This is a genomic window from Leptolyngbya sp. Cla-17 (genome assembly GCF_016807185.1).
Taxonomy (GTDB): Bacteria; Cyanobacteriota; Cyanobacteriia; order Leptolyngbyales; family Leptolyngbyaceae; genus ULC077BIN1.
The window spans coordinates 1,948,161-1,965,639 of the sequence record NZ_JAEVYN010000001.1; the positions used below are offsets into that span (position 1 = coordinate 1,948,161).

The following is a 17,479-nucleotide window of genomic DNA, read 5'->3' on the forward strand; positions in this document are numbered from 1 at the left end:
GGACGTTCAAGCGTTGATGTTAACCTTATGTTTACGCCGCGATCGCTCATTGCTGACGATTCGCATCTTGCCTAATCTCCACTGTTCATTTCTCCGCCTGTTTTATGGAAAAGTTTTTGCCCGTTGCCTACCTGCAAAACCGATTTTTGCCCTTTCAAGATGCGACGATTTCGATCGCCACTCATGCCTTGCACTATGGCACCGGAGCTTTTGGCGGGATGCGCGGCATTCCCGATCCTCAAAATCCCAATCAAATCTTGCTGTTTCGGTTCGATCGCCATTGCCAGAGACTCAGTGCCAGCGCCAAGATGCTGCACTTTGATCTGCCTGCCGATAAAATTCAGCAGACTATTACTGATTTTGTCCAAAAGAATAAACCCACCGTCTCGTTTTATATCCGACCCTTCATTTACACCTCTGGCTTGGGCATTGCGCCTCGGCTACATAACATTGAAAAAGATTTTTTGATTTATGGGCTAGAACTAGCAGATTATCTTTCTCCTGAAGGCGTGACCTGTCGAGTTAGCTCTTGGTGTCGGCAAGAAGACCGTAGCCTACCCTTGCGTGGCAAGATCAGTGCTGCTTACATTACCTCCTCTCTTGCCAAAACGGAGGCGATTGAGTCGGGTTTTGATGAAGCCATTTTGATGAATACTCAAGGTAAAGTCTGTGAAGCCTCTGGCATGAATATTTTCTTGATGCGGAATGGCACCTTGATTACACCAGGGTTTGAACAAGATATTTTGGAAGGTATTACTCGCGACAGTGTGTTAACCATTGCGAGAGATTTGGGCATTCCCATTCAGGAGCGTCCCGTCGATCGCTCTGAGTTGCTGATTGCCGATGAAGTATTTCTGTGCGGCACGGCTGCGAAAGTTGCCCCTGTCAAGCGAATTGAGAATTACGAGTTGCCTAAAGATCGCCCAATCACTCTTCAATTGCGGGAAATTCTCACTGCTGTTACGGAGAATCGCAGTGAAAAATATCGCGATTGGGTCTTCCCAATTCCCGTTTAGTTATCTAAAAGATCTGTTTAACCTTAGCAATTCACCAAAAGATCCAGTCGTTCAACCAGAACAAGTGCAAGCGTTACCGTCTGGAATGTTATGTGTTGATTTACATACCAAGTAAATAGGGAGCAGGAGAACTACGCGGCATCTTTAAGCCAGATTAGCGATCGCATCTACTCTCCTTAGCGCAGATCTCCTTAGCGCGAAGTTTAACTCCTGACGTAAGCCAGCATTATTCTCATCTTATTAGATGAGAATAATGCTGGCTTTTTGGTGTTTGTCGAATCCTATGGTTACTTGCTGAGAGTTTGCTGCATCGCCCACTGCGTCATGCCCGGAAACAAACGGTGCAATTCTGTAGCCCAAAAGGTTGCACCCACTACAACTTCATTTTTCTGATGGCGAATGGCATCCCAAATGGCTTGGGCAATATCTTCTGGTTGGCTAACCCAGGCTGCTTGTAGTACTGTCTGCATCTGTTGCTGCATGGTGTCACTGACTTGCTCCGTTGTACCGCGAAATTGGGCGCGTTCCAAAAAGTCGCTGTTGATCACACCGGGATGAATGGCGCAAACATGGATTCCTTGGGGTGCAAGTTCCAGCCTGAGAGCATCGGTAAAGCCCGTCACTGCATATTTGCTAGCGCAGTATGCCGTCATTTGGGGCAGGGGCATTTTACCGCCAAAGGACCCAACGTTGGCGATCACACCGGTTTTTCGCGCCAAAAAATGGGGTAGTAGTGCCTGCACTGTGTGAACGTAGCCCCAAAAATTGGTATCCATAATCTGGTGCCAGTCTGAGAGCGAAGTCTGCTCTATGGCACCCGATAGGCAAATTCCAGCATTATTCACCAGCACATCCACCTGTCCGAGGATCTCTATGGTTTTGGCGACTAGGGCTTGCACTTGTTCGGCATTGCCCACGTCAGTTGGAATAGCGATCGCCCTACGTCCCAAGGCTTCAATTTGGTGAGCCACCGACTCTAACCGTTCTGGTTGGCGCGCTGCCAATGCCACATCATAGCCATTGCGAGCGAATAATAGGGCAGTTGCTTTGCCGCTGCCTTGAGAAGCTCCAGTAATTAAAACGGTGGAAGTCATAGAAAGTGCTGTGCAATACTAAACGCGATACTTTATCCTGACACAGAGCTTTTGAATGCAGCCATTGAATCCAATCTCTCGCTGGCAGATTGGTTTAATTTTAACGATTGGCGTGATAGCAATTTCCACCGCGGCAGTATTGGTGCGCTTGACGATCGCGGCTGCCAACATGAGTGGGGTGGGGTTTAGCCTGGTAATGGCAGCATCACGGCTGGCGATCGCGTCTCTGATTTTGCTGCCCACTTGGCATACGCTCTCTGCCCGTAAACATACAAAAACCGCATGGTACTGCGCGATCGCTGCCGGACTTGCTCTTGCCCTTCACTTTGCAACCTGGATCACCTCTTTGTCCTATACTTCTATCGCTGCTTCTACGGCGATCGTCACCACCAATCCTATTTGGGTGGCTCTACTGTCGTGGCTGTGGTTTAAAGAAAAAACAAGCCGTCAAACCCTTCTAGGCATAGGGCTTGCCCTGATGGGTGGCTTGCTCATCTGCTTGGGTGACATCGGTGGCAGTCGTCCTAGCAATCCCCTACTCGGAAACGGATTGGCGTTAGTAGGTGCTTGGGCTTCTAGTGGCTACATTTTGTTAGGGCGTGCAGCACAGCACCATGGTTTTAGAATTGGTGAATATGCTGCGGTAGCTTACACCACTGCCGCGATCGCCCTGCTGCCCTTGCCGCTCCTGCTGGGTTATGGATATACCAACTATCCGCCCATCGTTTATGGATATCTTATTCTCATGGCGCTTGTGCCCCAGGTGATTGGACACACCAGCTTTAATTGGGCTGTACGCTGGGTTTCACCAACTTTACTGACGCTAGTCATTCTGCTGGAACCTATTTTTGCCAGCATCTTAGGCTATTTCCTGTTTGCAGAAATCCCTGGAACCCTCATGCTGATGGGAACACTCGTATTGTTGGTAGGAGTGGCGATCGCGGTGATGGATTAACCACAGCTTTTAATGTTTGTCAGCTTGAAGTTTAAGTGAAGTTGTGATAAAGATCACCGAGGTTGATGATCGCGATCGCTTCTTCCCCCTCCCTCCAAAGACATACTTATAAGGACTCAACTTTTATAGCCGAGTCATCAACAGGGAACACACGACTAGCCGGCAGGTTTCTTACGAGACTGTCGGTTTTTTGTTGGAATGCTGTATGACAGCGATATCAGGCGAAGTTTGATAGATTTTATCGCTATCGCAGAAAAATAACTTTACCGCGATTGTTGCAATAGTTTCAAAGCAACTGCCTCCGCCACCTTAATGCCATCAATGCCAGCCGAAAGAATGCCACCTGCGTAGCCAGCACCTTCGCCAGCAGGATATAACCCCTCCGTATTCAAGCTTTGATAATCCTCTTTGCGCTTGATCCGAATGGGGGATGAGGTGCGTGTTTCAACCCCCGTCAGAACCGCATCCGGCATGGCAAAGCCGTTGATCTGTTTGTCGAACGCAGGTAGTGCCTCGCGGATGGCAGCGATCGCATACTCAGGCAAACTCGAACTCAAATCACCTAAATGCACTCCAGGTGCGTAAGACGGTTGCACAGTACCAAACGCTTGTGAGGGGCGATCTGCAAGAAAGTCTCCCACGAGCTGCCCTGGTGCGTCATAGGTGCTACCACCCAATGCAAATGCGCGTTCTTCCAAGCGACGTTGCAAAGCAATTCCAGCTAAGGGATGACCCGGATAGTCGTCGGGCGTAATGCCCACCACGATCGCGCTATTGGCATTGCGCTCATTGCGAGAGTATTGGCTCATACCGTTGGTGACAAGCCTCCCCGGTTCTGATGCGGCTGCGACCACCAGACCACCCGGACACATGCAAAAGCTGTAAACCGAACGACCATTCTGGCAGTGATGCACCAACTTATAATCGGCAGCGCCCAATAGCTTGTGACCCGCCTGTTCGCCAAAGCGACAGCGATCGATCAAGCTTTGCGGATGTTCGACCCGAAAGCCGATCGAAAAGGGTTTTGCTTCCATATAAACGCCGCGATCGAACAGCATTTGAAACGTATCGCGGGCACTATGACCGACGGCAAGCACAATATGATTGCTGGCAATATATTCACCGCTAGCAAGGGTTACTCCTTGCACCTGTCCGTTCTCGATATGCATATCATCCACTCGGCTTTGAAAGCGAATTTCGCCGCCTAACGCTTCAATCCTGGCGCGGATATTTTGCACGATGCCAACCAATTTGAAGGTGCCGATGTGCGGTTTGTTGATGTACAGGATCTCTGGTGAGGCTCCGGCATTGACGAGTTCAGCGAGTACCTTGCGCCCGTAATGGTTGGAATCTTTCACCTGACTGTAGAGTTTGCCATCTGAAAAGGTGCCTGCTCCGCCCTCGCCAAACTGCGCGTTCGATTCTGGGTTTAACTCGTCTTTCTTTTTCCAAAATGCAAACGTGTCAACGGTGCGATCGCGCACAGCTTTCCCCCGTTCTAATAGGATGGGACGAAACCCCATTTGTGCCAGCAGCAGTCCGGCAAACATGCCGCAGGGTCCGGTCCCAATTACGATCGGGCGGCTTGTCAGTGTGTCAGGAGCTTGCGCTACCATGCGGTAGCTCATGTCTGGCGTGGGCATCACATGCGGATCTTTTTTCAGCCGCTGGAGCAGACGTTTTTCCTGAGTCATTTCGACATCCAGAATATAAACCAGCTGAATGTCTTCTTTCTTACGAGCATCGTAGCTGCGCTTGAAGATGGAGTAGCTCAGCAATGCTTCGGGAGCAATTTGCAGTTTTTTGAGGATAGCACTCGCGATCGCATCCTCAGGATGGTCCAGCGGCAGCTTGATTTCGGTTAGTCGTAACATACTCAGCTATCAAACATAGTTGTCAGCACAAAGGATTATTTTCCCTTTCCGATCAGTACAGTTCATATTTCATCAACTGACAGGGCAACGCACCATTGTACACCGCCATGCGTTGAGACGATTTCAACCCGATCGACTGCGAAAGCTCTTTATTGCCGCTTAGCACAAACGCCGTCCACCCTTTAAAGCGGTGTTTCAGCACATCGCCTAACTGTTTATAGAATGCTCCCAAATCGCTGTCTCGCCCTAGCCGTTCACCATAGGGTGGATTGCAGAATAAAACGCCGCTATCGGTGGGTGCAACTACATCAGCAAGATCGATGGGAGCAAAATAAATGTGGTTGAGTACACCGCAGTTGGTCGCATTGGAGATCGCCTGCTCAATCACTGCTTCATCGCGATCGCTGCCCCAAATTGGTGCAGGCAGGTTGTCTCGTTGACTTTCCTCTGCCTCTTGAATCAGTTGTCCTAAAAGTGCCGGATCAGCGTCAAGCCAAGTTTCAAACCCAAACTGCTCTCGAAACAGACCAGGTGCAATATTGAGCGCTTTTAAGCTGGCTTCCAATGGCAAGGTGCCCGATCCACACAGCGGATCGTAAAACATTTGCTCTGGCTGCCAGCCTGACAGTTGAATCAGTGCTGCCGCCAACGACTCTTTCAAAGGGGCTGCGCCCACGGCAGGACGATAGCCGCGGCGGTGCAGGCTCTTCCCAGAACTGTCAAGGCTGACAGTACATACGTCGCGATCGATGTGGACACTAATCTGCACATCTGGTGTTTGCAGTTCAACATCAGAGCGATCGCCCAGCGTTTTTTGCTGCTGATCTACGATCGCCGTTTTGACCTGAAGCGCTGTGAAGTGAGTATGATTGAGCCGCTCGCTTTTGCCCGTGGCATTCACCGCCAGCGTTAAATCAGGCGTAAGGTAGGTTGACCAATCAATTGTTTGAATACCGCTATACAGTTCTTCTGCATCCCGACACGGAAACTCGTGCAGCTTCATTAAGATGCGGAACGGCAGTCTCGCCCATAGATTGACGCGATAAAGCAAGGCGCGATCGCCTTTAAAGGCAGCACCACAAAAACCTGGTTCCACGGCATGAGCGCCTAGTTGCTCCAACTCTTTAGCTGCAAGCGCCTCCAGCCCCCGAGCAACCGTTGCAAAATACTGATTCATACCTGGATCATAGCTGAAAGCACCGTCTCTTCGATTCAATTGATTTCTTGGCGAGCATTAGCCCCATGCCGGCGATAGCCAAACCGTTAGATCTTTGTCGTGAAGCTGGCAAAACACTACGTCTGAGCTTAGGGTTAGCACCATAGTGTTTTTTTAATGCGATCGCGTCGTCTATCATCGACCCAACCACGCTAGTCACAGGCTCTTGTTTATCGCATGGATTAGCAATGATTTCTTTGGTAGCAATCGGTTAGTAAAGCTCAAGGCAATTCAATGGTGAACTGCTCATTAGCTCCTGAATTGCTTCTGTTCCAGCACGCAGTAGCGCATCCACGTTACTGGTAGGCACATTGCCACATCGTAGCCAAACTACTTTGGGAGGTGCACCATAAAGACGGCTTCGATCCGCAAAGTCAGCATCTTGGGTAACAATACAAAATTTTTGAACTTTGGCAAACTCCCAAATTTCTCCATCATCTGCTTCTGAAAGACCGTGAAACTGAACGTGGCTAGAATCTGGAAATATGTCTGCCAAACGACTAATCAACTTTCGGCTCAAGTTCTGGTCAAACAATAGTTTCAACGCTCTCCTACCATGAGAATCAAGCGATGCTCTCGATCAGCAGCAAATTCTAAGCAAGCTCTAATGTCTTCTTCTGTCAATTCTGGAAAGTCATCCAAAATTTCTGCATGAGACATTCCAGCCGCTAGCCAGCCTAAGACATCGTATACAGTAATACGCATCCGCCTAATGCAGGGCTTTCCACCGCGTTTACCTGGCTCAATTGTGAGGATATCTCGATAGCTCATAGGTAAAAAATTGTGGCTATTCTTTGTAAGTTTAGCTCTGTTGTGAAGGTTGATGAGTTGTGTTGCTAACCTAGACCGCGATCGCAGCCAAAGCCGTAAAACTTTGCCGTGCAGTTCGTAAAACAGTGCGTCTGAGCTTAGGGTTAGCACCATAGTGTTTTTTAAACGCGATCGCCCCACTGCTTGGTAATCAAACTACAAAGCCGAGATCGCCCTCTCAAGTTTTTGATTCTGACTTATGAGTCTTTCCTGTTTGATAGTAAGTAATGCCTGCGTCGCAACACACCTCGAACCTGATCGCGGAGCTTGGGTTGAGAATTCATGGTATCCGCCACTACGAATTTCCTGTATGTAGCAAATATCACGTCAATACGTCTGTACTATATTCTGGAATTATACGGAAATTTTCCACATAACTGCCCGAAAATAGGCATTATACGGAAATTTTCTAGATAACTATTCCAAAAGGTAAATTATCCAGAAGATTTCTGGATAATTGCCAAAACGGGAACTTATACGGAGATTTTCAGTATGTTAAGTTGTTAGCCTACTAAATTTTCATCAGTGGAGCTTTACCTGGGGTTTGAGTAAGCTTGCTGGGAACCAGATAGGGTGCGAGCAGGCTTAACGGGGTGAACTAGTTGTAGTGTAAAGTGTCCTGCTAGATTGAGCTTTATGTAGGTTATTAATCTAATTTTGCAAGAACTGTAAAACTGATTAACTACTCTGTTCGTAGACATAAATTTCGTAGACTATAGATAACGATGAATGAATCTAAAAATCTAAATGAGCCTGAAGAAAAAGATCTTCTTACTGCTCATAGAGATGCTGTAAAAAAAGTTATTTTGCATCAAGCGGAGTCAATGCTAGTTCGTAGAACAATTAAACTTGAGCCTCAGTTTGACGAGACTCTTGATCGCTATACGCTAGTTAAAACTGGCTGGGAAAAAGGACGACAAATTCGAGATTTAATAATTTCGATAAGGCTCCGAGGAGAAGGGATACATATTGAGAGCGTAAGAAAAGGAATTGAAAAAGACTTAGTAAAGCTAGGAGTTTTGAGAGATTATATCTATGTATCGAAAAATCCTAACCCATTCTTAAGTAGCTTTGACACGGTAGCACGTACATATATTGGCTCATTTAACTCTATCTATTCTGCCTTATCTTCAGAGATTGATCTTTCTAGTAAAACAGGAAGACGACAGTTATTTGGAATATTTTGCTTCTTTTTGCTGACGATCGGATTATTGCTAGTTATGACACCAAAAACAAACTTATTTTTGGTGTCATATGACTTTTCACTAGCCGGTATTATTACTTTGATTGGTGGGATTTTGGGGTTAATAGCTTGGGCTATTCTTGATAATATTCCTGATAGCTTAACGTCTATTGTACAGGCCAATTATCAAGACGCTGAGCAACGTGCAAGGGAAAATCCTGACAAAGTTAAGCCTGCTTGGGATATAGCAAATTCAACACTCTCAGCCTATTTTAACCGTAACCTCAAACAAGTAGATTGGATTTTCAGGCTGAGTGTAGCTGTCATGCTACTTGGTCTTGGTTTAGTTGGAGTAGGCATAGCACTCGCTTACCAAAAACCTGAAAATATTACTGTGGCGATTGTTGGGGGGATAGCTGGTGTCATAACCCAATTCATTGGTGCAACTTTCCTATTTATATACAAGTCAACAATATCTCAAGCAAACAAGTATACAGAGACTTTGGAAAGAATTAATTCTGTAGGTATGGCTATGCAGATTTTAGATGGAATTAGTGAGCAAGAACGCATAGATTCTTTAGAGAAACTAGTAAGTGCAAAGATTGAAATAGCTAAGCTTCTTCTAGCTAAGTCTCAAGACACCCAAGCAAATAGTAAAACTGAAGACAAAGAAAAGCAAACTTAATTAAGTAGTATCTATTAAGCTTAAGGTTTTGATATAGTACATAGGATTAGGTTGACCTTCTGGGTTCGCAGGCTAACAACCGCGCTGCACCGGAACGACCCAAACTTTTGGCTATGCTGCAAAGGTTATCTGCATCCGGTGAGCGCAAACGTTATGTTGCAAAAAATCCAGGAAACTATCTGCTTTGACCTTGTTTAAAGAGCTTGCTTTATTGTATGAGCACTCTTGCATTTCTTACAGGTCATCACACTTGTTTTTGCCAACCTAAACCGCGATCGCTTCGGGGATTGCTCCCTGCATTCGACCGAGCCAGGTGATCAGGTTTTCGAGTTGTTGGTCGGCGTTGAGGACGGCTAAACCGCGAACGGTGACTTTTCCGGGGGTGTAGACGAAGCGGGAATGGAGGTGATCGGGCAGATTGGCTTTGAGCAGGTTCCAGGCGGGTTCTTCCATGGGGGTTTCCATGACGATGTGCTGGGTGCCTTCGGGTTTGATGCGTGAAAAGCCGAGTTTTTTGCCGATCTGCTTGAGTTCCACAACGCGGATGAGTTGCTGAGCGGCAACGGGAATGGAACCGTAGCGATCGCTCCAGTCAGCGGCAATTTGAGCGAGTTCTTGCCGAGAAGTGGCGGATGCAACGGCACGATAGGCGCTCATCTTTTGATCCAGATCGGGAATGTAATCGGCTGGGATAAATGCCGTCAGGTTGAGATCAATTTGGGTGTCATCTACCTTAGGAATTTCCTGACCGCGAATTTCCTGAATCGCTTCTTGCAGCATCTCGACGTACAAGTCAAAGCCGATCGCGTCCATTTGTCCCGATTGTTCTGCACCGAGCAAATTACCGACACCGCGAATTTCCATATCGCGCATGGCAAGCTGATAGCCAGAGCCAAGCTGGGCAAACTCTTGAATGGCGCGCAGTCGTTGACGGGCAGTGTCAGAGAGTTGGGAACCTTTGGGATAGAACAGCCAAGCGTGTGCTTGAATGCCCGCTCGACCCACCCGTCCTCGAAGCTGATACAACTGGGACAAGCCGAACCGTTGAGCATCTTCAATCAGGATGGTGTTGACGCGGGGAATGTCCAGCCCGGATTCAATGATGGTGGTGCAGAGGAGAATTTCGGCTTCGCCTTCACTGAAGGTGAGCATGGTAGATTCCAGTTCAGCTTCCGGCATTTGCCCATGGGCGATCGCCAGTCTGGCACCGGGCACCATTTCGTGGATTCGGGCTGAGATTTCCTCAATACCTTCGACGCGGGGCACCACATAAAACACCTGTCCGCCGCGATCGAGTTCTTGCCGAATCGCCGATCGCATGACTTCCTCATCGTAGGGCGATAGGTGGGTTTTGATCGGACGACGGGAGGGCGGCGGCGTAGTAATCAGGCTCATCTCACGCACACCCGACATCGCCATATACAACGTGCGGGGAATCGGCGTGGCGCTGAGGGTCAACACATCCACCTGGGTTCGCAGGGATTTGATCTTTTCCTTTTGATTCACGCCAAACCGCTGCTCTTCATCCACTACCAGCAAGCCCAAATCGCGAAACTCTACGCCCTTGCCTAAAAGCTGGTGCGTTCCGACCACAATATCCAGTTCACCCGTTTTCAAGCGCTGCAAAATTTCTTTGCGTTCCTGGGCTGAGCGAAAGCGGTTCAGCAAGCCAACCTGCACGGGATAGGGCGCAAATCTCTCTTTGAAAGTGTGGTAGTGCTGCTGGGTGAGAATGGTGGTAGGAGCCAACAGTGCCACTTGTTTGCCAGCGGTGACCGCTTTGAAAATAGCGCGAATCGCGACCTCGGTTTTGCCAAAACCTACATCGCCGCAGACTAACCGATCCATTGGGCGATCGCTCTGCATATCCTGTTTCACATCCTGCACAGCTTTCAGTTGGTCAGGCGTAGGCTGATAGGGGAAGGAGTCCTCCATTTCCTGCTGCCAGGGCATATCTTCAGGAAAGGTGAAGCCGACTTGTTGAGCGCGATGAGCATAAAGCTGAAGCAGATCCACTGCCACTTTTTTGATGGCTTTACGGACTTTGCTGGTGGTGCGCTCCCAAGCTTTACCCGACATTTTGTTTAGTTCTGGAGCGCGATCGCCCGCTGCCCGAAAGCGCGACAGGGAATTCAACTGATCCGCCGCTACCCGCAGCAAGCCATCGGCATACTGAATCACCAGATATTCGCGAGTTTCATGGTTGATCACCAGGCTTTCCAGTTTGAGAAATTTGCCAACGCCATGACTGCGATGCACGACGTAATCTCCCTGCTGGAGCTTATTTGGATCAACCTGCTTAGAAGCTGCCCTGCGCCGTTTGCGAACGTAGTTGGGCGTGGTTAGGGTGTGCTGCCCAAAAAATTCGCGGTCTGTCACCAGCACCAGCCGGAAGGTCGGCAAAATAAAGCCTTCCAATTCTGCCAAGCCGGAATACTTGACCGCCACCGGCACGTGTTGGGTTTTCAGCTTGTCGATCGCCAGATAATCTCGCGGGTTGGGCACAAACTGCGCCGGACAGTCATGTTCTTGCAGCAATGCCACCGATCGCGACGGTTGCGCCGATATCAGCCACACCGAAAAACCGCGATCGCGTTCATCCCGCAGCGTTTCTGCCAGTCGTGCAAACTGGTTGGGAATAGCAGGAACGGGACGACTAGCGAGGTTGATGGGTGTTAGGTGTCGGGTGTTGGGTGTCAAATGCTGAAGGATGATTTCTTCGGCAAGTTCAGAGAGGTAGAGGCGATCGAACTGTTCCACTTCAGCGAGAGATTCAGCGAAGGTGCGGTGAATCTTAGGAAGTTCGGGGTGCGCGGCTTGGGGTGAATGTGCCTCTATCTCGCCTACTTCCCGACCTCCAAACTCCGTATTCCGTACTCCCTCCTGCCAATTTTCCTCAACATGCTCAAACCAGCGATCGCTGTGCGCCTCGCACTGATCAGGTTCATCTAAAGCAATCACAATATTGTCAGGCAAATAGTCCAGCAGAGAGGCGGGATGCTCAAAGGCGTAGCCCATAAAGCGGCGAGAACCTTCCAACAACTGACCTTCTTCAAAGGCTTCCCGGTCTTGATCGGATAAATGAGTTTTGACTCGTTCAGTGTTTTCGGGTGAAAGATTAGCCTGGATGATAGGAGCAAATTTGGTTGGTGTAATCACAATATGATTAACGCGATCAAGGGCAGCGCCTTCAGCACCAATACTCGATCGCTGCGTCGCCGGGTCGAACTCGCGTAGTTGATCCAATTCATCGCCAAACAATTCCAGTCGCACAGGTAGCTCCGATGCCACCGGAAACACATCTACAATGTCTCCCCGACGGCTCCATTGCCCTTCCGTTTCCACCAAATTTACCCGCTCATAGCCCAACCGCGCCAACTCATCCGCCAATTTTCCGAGATTTAACTCTGTCCCTTTTTGCAGCGTCAGGCAAAAGGATTGGAAAACATCCACGGGGGGTAAATGAGGCTGGAGGGCGCGTTCGGTTGCAACGATCGCGTAAAGGGGGGATGGGAGCGGGGAATCAATGGGAGAGTGAGCTTTCTTCATTCCCTTCGCTGCTAAATCAGCAAGCACTTGCATTTGTCCCCAAACAATTTCTGCCTCTGGATCAAACGGCTCATAGGGAGAAGATTCAGACGTGGGATAGAAATTGACGGTTTGCCACCCCATCGCCTCTAACTGCGCTGTCCATCGTCCCGCTTCTTCTAGGGTGGCGGTAACAACAAACAAAGGGCGAGAGTCTGCTTGCGCGAGGGCAGAACTAACCAATCCCTTGGGTAGCCGCGATGCTCCGGTCAGCTTCAAGCACTGCTGTTGCTTGAGTTTGCTGAGCAGTTCAGAGGTGAGGGGCGATCGCCCAAGAGCACGAGTAATAGAAGACAGCGCCATAAACTCTGTAGAACCAGACAAGAGAGACAATCATTGTATCTTCACATTCTAGAGGTCTGCTGGTAGAGCCAGCGATTTCTCTGGAGTGCTAGGGTAGCATTGACTTGTGGGAGGGCACAGAAATGGACAGCATCCAGTCGCCATCAGTGAATCAAACTGTTGATACTTATATAACAATCGTCACGGTTTATACCGATCAGGCATTAGTCACGCGGCGAGGCACCGTCTCGCTAACCGGACAGGAGCGATCGCTGACTCTCACCAACCTGCCGATTACATTAAAGCCAGATTCGGTGCGGGTGAAAGGAAGCGGAACCGTTGCAGTGCGATTATTGGGGGTGCAAACAGAAAAAAATTATGCCACAGAGCCGCTCGACGATCGCGTGGCGCAGTTGACCGAACAGATCCAGCAGTTAGAAGACCAGCGACGAACCTTGCAAGATGGGCTGGCAGCGCTGGAGTTGCGCCGCAAATTCATTCAAAGTTTGAGCGAAAGATCGGTCGATCGCTTCTCTCGTGGTTTAGCAGAGCAGCGGGTTAACTTAACTCAAACCGCAGAGCTGCTGGAGTTTGTGGGACAGCAGCATAATGACTTGGCAGGGGCGATCGCGCAGCAAAATCAAGCACTTCGAGAACTCGATCAGCGGTTGAGAGCGTTACAACAGCAGCTTCAACAGATCAAAACGCCTCGCCCCAAAGAAAGCTACAGCGTTGTTGTCAGCGTTCTGCCCACTGGGGCAGGCGAGTTTTGCTTGGAGGTTTCTTACACCGTTGATCGCGCCAGTTGGCAACCCCTTTACGATCTGCGCGTAGACACCCAAACAAAGCTGCTGCAACTGGATTACCTGGCTGAGGTCACTCAAAACACAGGCGAAGACTGGGCAGACGTTGCCCTGATTCTGTCTACTGCCAAACCGGGGTTAGGCACCCTGCCTCCCAAACTAGCTCCCTGGTATGTGGATGCTTCCTTGCCACCTATGCCTGCCGCTGCACCTAGGATGCAACGAACCCGATCGGTTGCAGAATCTGATGATATGGATGTACTGCTTGGTGGTGTTGGTAGTGCCTCTGCTTTCTCCGACTTCTTTGAAGCTGCTACTAGTGGTGTCACTCAGGAATATGCAGCAGAAACCGTTGCCGCTACAGCTATCAGCAATGGCGGCATCGTCACCTTTCAGGTTGATGGAAATAATAATATCCCTGGCGATCGCTCCCCTCACAAAATCACCATTTTCAGCGATCAGTATCCTTGCCAAGTGGAATACGTTGCCATTCCTAAACTAGTCAGCTTTGCATACCTGCAAGCAATAGTCACCAATCCTGAAAATGGTGCCACCCTACTGCCTGGTCAGGCAAACATCTTTCGGGATGATATGTTCGTTGGCACCACCTCACTCGACAACGTAGCACCCGGTCAGGAGTTTAAGCTGAACCTCGGCATTGACGAAGGGTTGAAGCTAGAGCGAGATTTAGTAGAACGCAAAGTAGATAAACGTCTTATGCAAGATAAACGCCTGATCACTTACGCTTATCGAGTGGTGGTGACCAATTTGCGTGAACAAGAAGCCACTCTGCGACTCACTGAGCAACTGCCTGTTAGCCGCAACGAGCGCATCAAAGTTCGCTTAACGCGCAGTAGCCCCCCAATTGAACTGGGTGAACTAGGGAAACTGGAATGGGTACTGCCGCTGAAGCCAAAAGCCCTACAGGAAGTCACTTACCAGTTCACCGTAGAACATCCGCGCGAGATCACAGAAGTAGTTGGGTTGAAGGTATAAACGCTATGGAATTACCAGAACTGGATTCTGAGACGATTGATCGCGTGCTGGAAATGGCGTGGGAAGACCGCACAACTTTTGAGGCGATCGCACTTCAGTTTGGTTTACAGGAGAAGCAGGTGATCGCCCTCATGCGGCGTGAAATGAAACCTTCCAGCTTCAAAATGTGGCGCAGACGAGTGACGGGTCGTAAAACGAAACATCTAAAGGAGCGAGATTTTCTAGCAGGTCGGTTTAAATCGGCAAATCAGAATACCTAACGAGGCACGGGCGTTTGCACAGCTTCTCCGTGAGAGTTAGGGCGATTGAAGAACTCAAACTTCTTCCGTCATCCTCAGCAAACCAGCACTTTACTATAGTTTCGCAAAATGAACGTTCGTTATACCAAATTAAATTGGAGTAGTTACAGATCAGATAAACTGAGGAATGTAGAGGTGAGAGTCTAATCATGGCTGGTGTCAGCGCAATCGTAATTAAAGAAAGTCTCGAGGAGTTAGGCACCCGCTTGCGAACGGTTGAACAGCCGATAGTTAAAGAACGATTGCAAGTGTTGTACTGGCTCAAACGAGCGCAAGCACCGAGCATCAGCCAGATCGCGGTTGCAATTGGCAGGCATCGAGGCACGGTGCAAAAGTGGTTAGCGCTGTATCGAGCACAAGGATTAGAGGCATTGCTGGTGGTCAAGCCAACGCCAGGAGGAGGCAACCGGATGATTCCAATGTGGGCAGAAGTTGCCTTAGCAAAGCGATTGCAGGAACCGGACAATGGGTTTGACAGCTATGGGGAGGTGCAGCAGTGGCTCTTGGAGAGTTTAGGAATAGAAGCCCAGTATCATGCGGTCTACCAGATGACCCGTTATCGGCTCAAAGCCAAGCTAAAAGTGGCTCGTCCCCAACAACCTCAAGCAGAACCGAGCACAACGAGAGGCATTTAAGCAAACCTTGCAGACGACCTCGATTTGTTGAGCCAATACGCTCGGCAAGTGCGCCAGGATAAACGACCTATTCGCTATTTTGCTGGGGATGAGAGCCGCTTTGGGCTGCATACCATTATCGGGCGTTTGATTACAGCCTTTGGAGTGAAACCCATTGGCTCATGGCAACGGGTGTTCAAAGCATTCTGGCTCTATGGCGCTGTGGAACCTGCCACCGGAGAATCCTTTTTCTGGCAGTTCTCCCATGTCGATACCGAGTGCTACCAATGCTTCTTGGATGAGTTCTCCAAGGCTTACCCCGATAGTCTCAATATCCTGCAAGTGGATAACGGACGGTTCCACAAAGGCAAAGCGTTGATTGTGCCACAGAACATTATCCTGGTGTTCCAACCGCCTTACTGTCCGGAGTTAAATCCAATTGAGAGGCTATGGGAATATCTCAAGGCGGATCTCAAGTGGGTTTCGTTCAAAACGCTTGACCAACTGCAATCCAGAGTAGATCAACTCTTATCCCAGTTAACCCCTCAAGTGATTGCTTCTCTCACGGGCTACCCCTTTATCCTCAATGCACTATCTGTCATTGAAACCATTTAAATTGGTATTATAAACGGGGCGATCTCGATTGAGTAAACGCCCGATTGACAGAGCTTGGGAGATGCTGCAAAATTGCCAAACATCTATTTTATTGAGATGATAAATTAGTTGAAATGACGTTCGTTTAATTGGAGAGTTTGTCGCGAATGACCCAAGTAGTTCTTGGCGAGAATGAAGGAATTGATTCTGCCCTGCGGAGATTTAAGCGCCAGGTTTCTAAGGCAGGAATTTTGGCAGATTTGAGATCCCATCGGCATTTTGAAACCCCCATTGAAAAGCAAAAGCGCAAAGCAATCATGGCTCGACGTAAAAGACGTTATAACTAGTCACTGATTCGCATTGCAGCACCCACAAAAAATATTTGTTTGAGACAGTTGCCACTAGATTGACAAAAAGCTTGTCACAGTCGGTAGCTGTCTTTAGTTATGTTAATTTTTATTTAGTCTCTAGATTGTTTAGAGGTAGAGGGGAACTCCTATGTGAATCGGTGCGTCACCAGAACTAATACGCAGCGTTTATTTTCAGCACATTAATTTCCATTATTTCCAGGCAAATTGATGCAGTTGCTAAACATTTACCCCTTACCGAGTTCAACCGATGTTTAGGTATTATTCTCAGTTTTCTCGGCAATTGCGGCGCTGGGGATATATTTGTCTTTCCATTGCGATCGCGTTGGTGCTAACCCTTGGGCAACCGATGGTGGCTCAAGCTATTTCTTGGGGCGATCTAATTTTGCGAGGTATTCAGGTCGTTCAACTTTCTAGCTTGTCTGATCGACAAGAAGTTGAAATTGGTCAGCAAATTAATCAGCAGCTAACGCGATCGCAAGTTCGTATTCTGCAAAATCCTCAGGTGAATCAGTATGTCAATCAGATTGGGCAACGGCTAGCTGCCTCTAGCACCCGTCCTAACATTCCTTATCGCTTTCAGGTTGTGGATGATCGCGGGGTGAATGCGTTTGCCACAATGGGCGGTTTCGTTTACATCAATCGGGGTTTGCTGAATTTGGCGAGCAACGAGGCAGAACTCGCGAGTGTGATGGCACATGAAATTGGTCACATTGCTGGACGGCATTCTGTGGCCCAAATGAGGAAGACGGCAGTTGCTAATGGTCTGGTGGGAGCGGCAGGTTTGAACCGGAATACGGCTGTCAATATTGGAGTTGAATTGGCATTTCGCCGCCCCAACAGCCGCCAAGATGAATATTCAGCGGATGCGTTGGGTCTGGAAACGTTGGCTAAAACTGGCTACGCCCAATCTGCAATGGTTAATTTTATGTCCAAGCTACTTCAGTCACGGTCAACACCTACGTTTCTAAGTACCCACCCTGCAACGTCTGAACGCATTGATCGATTGCAACAATCCATTAACCCAGCAAACACCTATGGAGATGGGCTGGATGGTGTCACTTATCGCAGCCGATTGCGATCGCTGAGCTAAGCGAATTGG

General features: G+C 48.8%; 15 protein-coding genes. 9 read left to right on the plus strand and 6 right to left on the minus strand.

The window, feature by feature from the left end:
• Positions 1–104 precede the first annotated feature (104 nt).
• The gene (locus JOY44_RS08610) at positions 105–1,016 is read left to right on the plus strand and encodes a branched-chain amino acid transaminase (protein WP_171573195.1); all 912 of its coding nucleotides are present in this window, start codon (positions 105–107) and stop codon (positions 1,014–1,016) included.
• A 287-nt stretch (positions 1,017–1,303) separates the two neighbouring features.
• Here the strand turns inward: JOY44_RS08610 and JOY44_RS08615 are convergent, their stop codons facing one another.
• The gene (locus tag JOY44_RS08615; RefSeq protein ID WP_171573196.1) at positions 1,304–2,110 is read right to left on the minus strand and encodes an SDR family oxidoreductase; all 807 of its coding nucleotides are present in this window, start codon (positions 2,108–2,110) and stop codon (positions 1,304–1,306) included.
• A 55-nt stretch (positions 2,111–2,165) separates the two neighbouring features.
• On the opposite strand from JOY44_RS08615, the gene JOY44_RS08620 reads away from it, so the two are divergent.
• A complete protein-coding gene (locus tag JOY44_RS08620) occupies positions 2,166–3,065 on the plus strand; it encodes a DMT family transporter (protein ID WP_171573197.1) in 900 nt (299 codons plus the stop codon).
• A 263-nt stretch (positions 3,066–3,328) separates the two neighbouring features.
• Here the strand turns inward: JOY44_RS08620 and JOY44_RS08625 are convergent, their stop codons facing one another.
• The 4 genes from JOY44_RS08625 to JOY44_RS08640 all read right to left on the minus strand — a co-directional run bounded on the left by JOY44_RS08625 (position 3,329) and on the right by JOY44_RS08640 (position 6,926).
• Entirely contained in the window at positions 3,329–4,939 is a 1,611-nt protein-coding gene (locus tag JOY44_RS08625) for an NAD(P)/FAD-dependent oxidoreductase (protein ID WP_171573198.1), read from the minus strand.
• 52 nt (positions 4,940–4,991) lie between these two features.
• Complete coding sequence (locus tag JOY44_RS08630) at positions 4,992–6,116, minus strand: THUMP domain-containing class I SAM-dependent RNA methyltransferase (protein ID WP_171573794.1); 1,125 nt, start codon at positions 6,114–6,116, stop codon at positions 4,992–4,994.
• Positions 6,117–6,366: 250 nt separating this feature from the next.
• A complete protein-coding gene (locus tag JOY44_RS08635) occupies positions 6,367–6,699 on the minus strand; it encodes a DUF5615 family PIN-like protein (protein WP_171573199.1) in 333 nt (110 codons plus the stop codon).
• Positions 6,696–6,926 carry a DUF433 domain-containing protein gene (locus JOY44_RS08640; RefSeq protein WP_171573795.1) on the minus strand — a complete coding sequence of 77 codons (231 nt, stop codon included), beginning with the start codon at positions 6,924–6,926 and terminating at the stop codon, positions 6,696–6,698. The genes JOY44_RS08635 and JOY44_RS08640 overlap by 4 nt, the downstream gene beginning before the upstream one ends.
• Positions 6,927–7,690: 764 nt before the next feature.
• On the opposite strand from JOY44_RS08640, the gene JOY44_RS08645 reads away from it, so the two are divergent.
• Complete coding sequence (locus JOY44_RS08645) at positions 7,691–8,833, plus strand: element excision factor XisI family protein (RefSeq protein WP_171573200.1); 1,143 nt, start codon at positions 7,691–7,693, stop codon at positions 8,831–8,833.
• A 264-nt stretch (positions 8,834–9,097) separates the two neighbouring features.
• On the opposite strand, the gene mfd is transcribed toward JOY44_RS08645, so the two are convergent.
• Complete coding sequence (gene mfd, locus JOY44_RS08650; protein WP_171573201.1) at positions 9,098–12,724, minus strand: transcription-repair coupling factor; 3,627 nt, start codon at positions 12,722–12,724, stop codon at positions 9,098–9,100.
• A gap of 122 nt (positions 12,725–12,846) precedes the next feature.
• Here mfd and JOY44_RS08655 point away from each other — a divergent pair, with 122 nt between their 5' ends.
• From JOY44_RS08655 to JOY44_RS08680, 6 genes are all read left to right on the plus strand, one after another.
• A complete protein-coding gene (locus JOY44_RS08655; RefSeq protein ID WP_171573202.1) occupies positions 12,847–14,502 on the plus strand; it encodes a mucoidy inhibitor MuiA family protein in 1,656 nt (551 codons plus the stop codon).
• A gap of 5 nt (positions 14,503–14,507) precedes the next feature.
• On the plus strand, positions 14,508–14,762 hold the full coding sequence (locus tag JOY44_RS08660; protein WP_171573203.1) for a TIGR03643 family protein: 255 nt from the start codon (positions 14,508–14,510) through the stop codon (positions 14,760–14,762).
• Positions 14,763–14,950: 188 nt separating this feature from the next.
• Positions 14,951–15,436: a helix-turn-helix domain-containing protein gene (locus JOY44_RS08665; protein ID WP_171571905.1), complete on the plus strand. Its 486-nt coding sequence runs from the start codon at positions 14,951–14,953 to the stop codon at positions 15,434–15,436.
• A gap of 27 nt (positions 15,437–15,463) precedes the next feature.
• Entirely contained in the window at positions 15,464–16,030 is a 567-nt protein-coding gene (locus tag JOY44_RS08670) for an IS630 family transposase (RefSeq protein ID WP_171571904.1), read from the plus strand.
• Between the two features lie 146 nt (positions 16,031–16,176).
• A complete protein-coding gene (gene rpsU, locus JOY44_RS08675; RefSeq protein ID WP_171573204.1) occupies positions 16,177–16,356 on the plus strand; it encodes a 30S ribosomal protein S21 in 180 nt (59 codons plus the stop codon).
• A gap of 271 nt (positions 16,357–16,627) precedes the next feature.
• The gene (locus JOY44_RS08680; RefSeq protein WP_171573205.1) at positions 16,628–17,470 is read left to right on the plus strand and encodes a M48 family metallopeptidase; all 843 of its coding nucleotides are present in this window, start codon (positions 16,628–16,630) and stop codon (positions 17,468–17,470) included.
• Positions 17,471–17,479: the final 9 nt, after the last annotated feature.

Excerpts from the sequence above, each read along its gene's own strand:
- mfd (WP_171573201.1), bottom strand. The coding sequence starts at position 12,724 with ATGGCGCTGTCTTCTATTACTCGTGCTCTTGGGCGATCGCCCCTCACC.
- JOY44_RS08625 (WP_171573198.1), bottom strand. The coding sequence starts at position 4,939 with ATGTTACGACTAACCGAAATCAAGCTGCCGCTGGACCATCCTGAGGAT.
- JOY44_RS08615 (WP_171573196.1), bottom strand. The coding sequence starts at position 2,110 with ATGACTTCCACCGTTTTAATTACTGGAGCTTCTCAAGGCAGCGGCAAA.
- JOY44_RS08660 (WP_171573203.1), top strand. The coding sequence starts at position 14,508 with ATGGAATTACCAGAACTGGATTCTGAGACGATTGATCGCGTGCTGGAA.
- JOY44_RS08655 (WP_171573202.1), top strand. The coding sequence starts at position 12,847 with ATGGACAGCATCCAGTCGCCATCAGTGAATCAAACTGTTGATACTTAT.
- rpsU (WP_171573204.1), top strand. The coding sequence starts at position 16,177 with ATGACCCAAGTAGTTCTTGGCGAGAATGAAGGAATTGATTCTGCCCTG.
- JOY44_RS08665 (WP_171571905.1), top strand. The coding sequence starts at position 14,951 with ATGGCTGGTGTCAGCGCAATCGTAATTAAAGAAAGTCTCGAGGAGTTA.
- JOY44_RS08630 (WP_171573794.1), bottom strand. The coding sequence starts at position 6,116 with ATGAATCAGTATTTTGCAACGGTTGCTCGGGGGCTGGAGGCGCTTGCA.
- JOY44_RS08620 (WP_171573197.1), top strand. The coding sequence starts at position 2,166 with ATGCAGCCATTGAATCCAATCTCTCGCTGGCAGATTGGTTTAATTTTA.
- JOY44_RS08640 (WP_171573795.1), bottom strand. The coding sequence starts at position 6,926 with ATGAGCTATCGAGATATCCTCACAATTGAGCCAGGTAAACGCGGTGGA.
- JOY44_RS08645 (WP_171573200.1), top strand. The coding sequence starts at position 7,691 with ATGAATGAATCTAAAAATCTAAATGAGCCTGAAGAAAAAGATCTTCTT.
- JOY44_RS08680 (WP_171573205.1), top strand. The coding sequence starts at position 16,628 with ATGTTTAGGTATTATTCTCAGTTTTCTCGGCAATTGCGGCGCTGGGGA.
- JOY44_RS08610 (WP_171573195.1), top strand. The coding sequence starts at position 105 with ATGGAAAAGTTTTTGCCCGTTGCCTACCTGCAAAACCGATTTTTGCCC.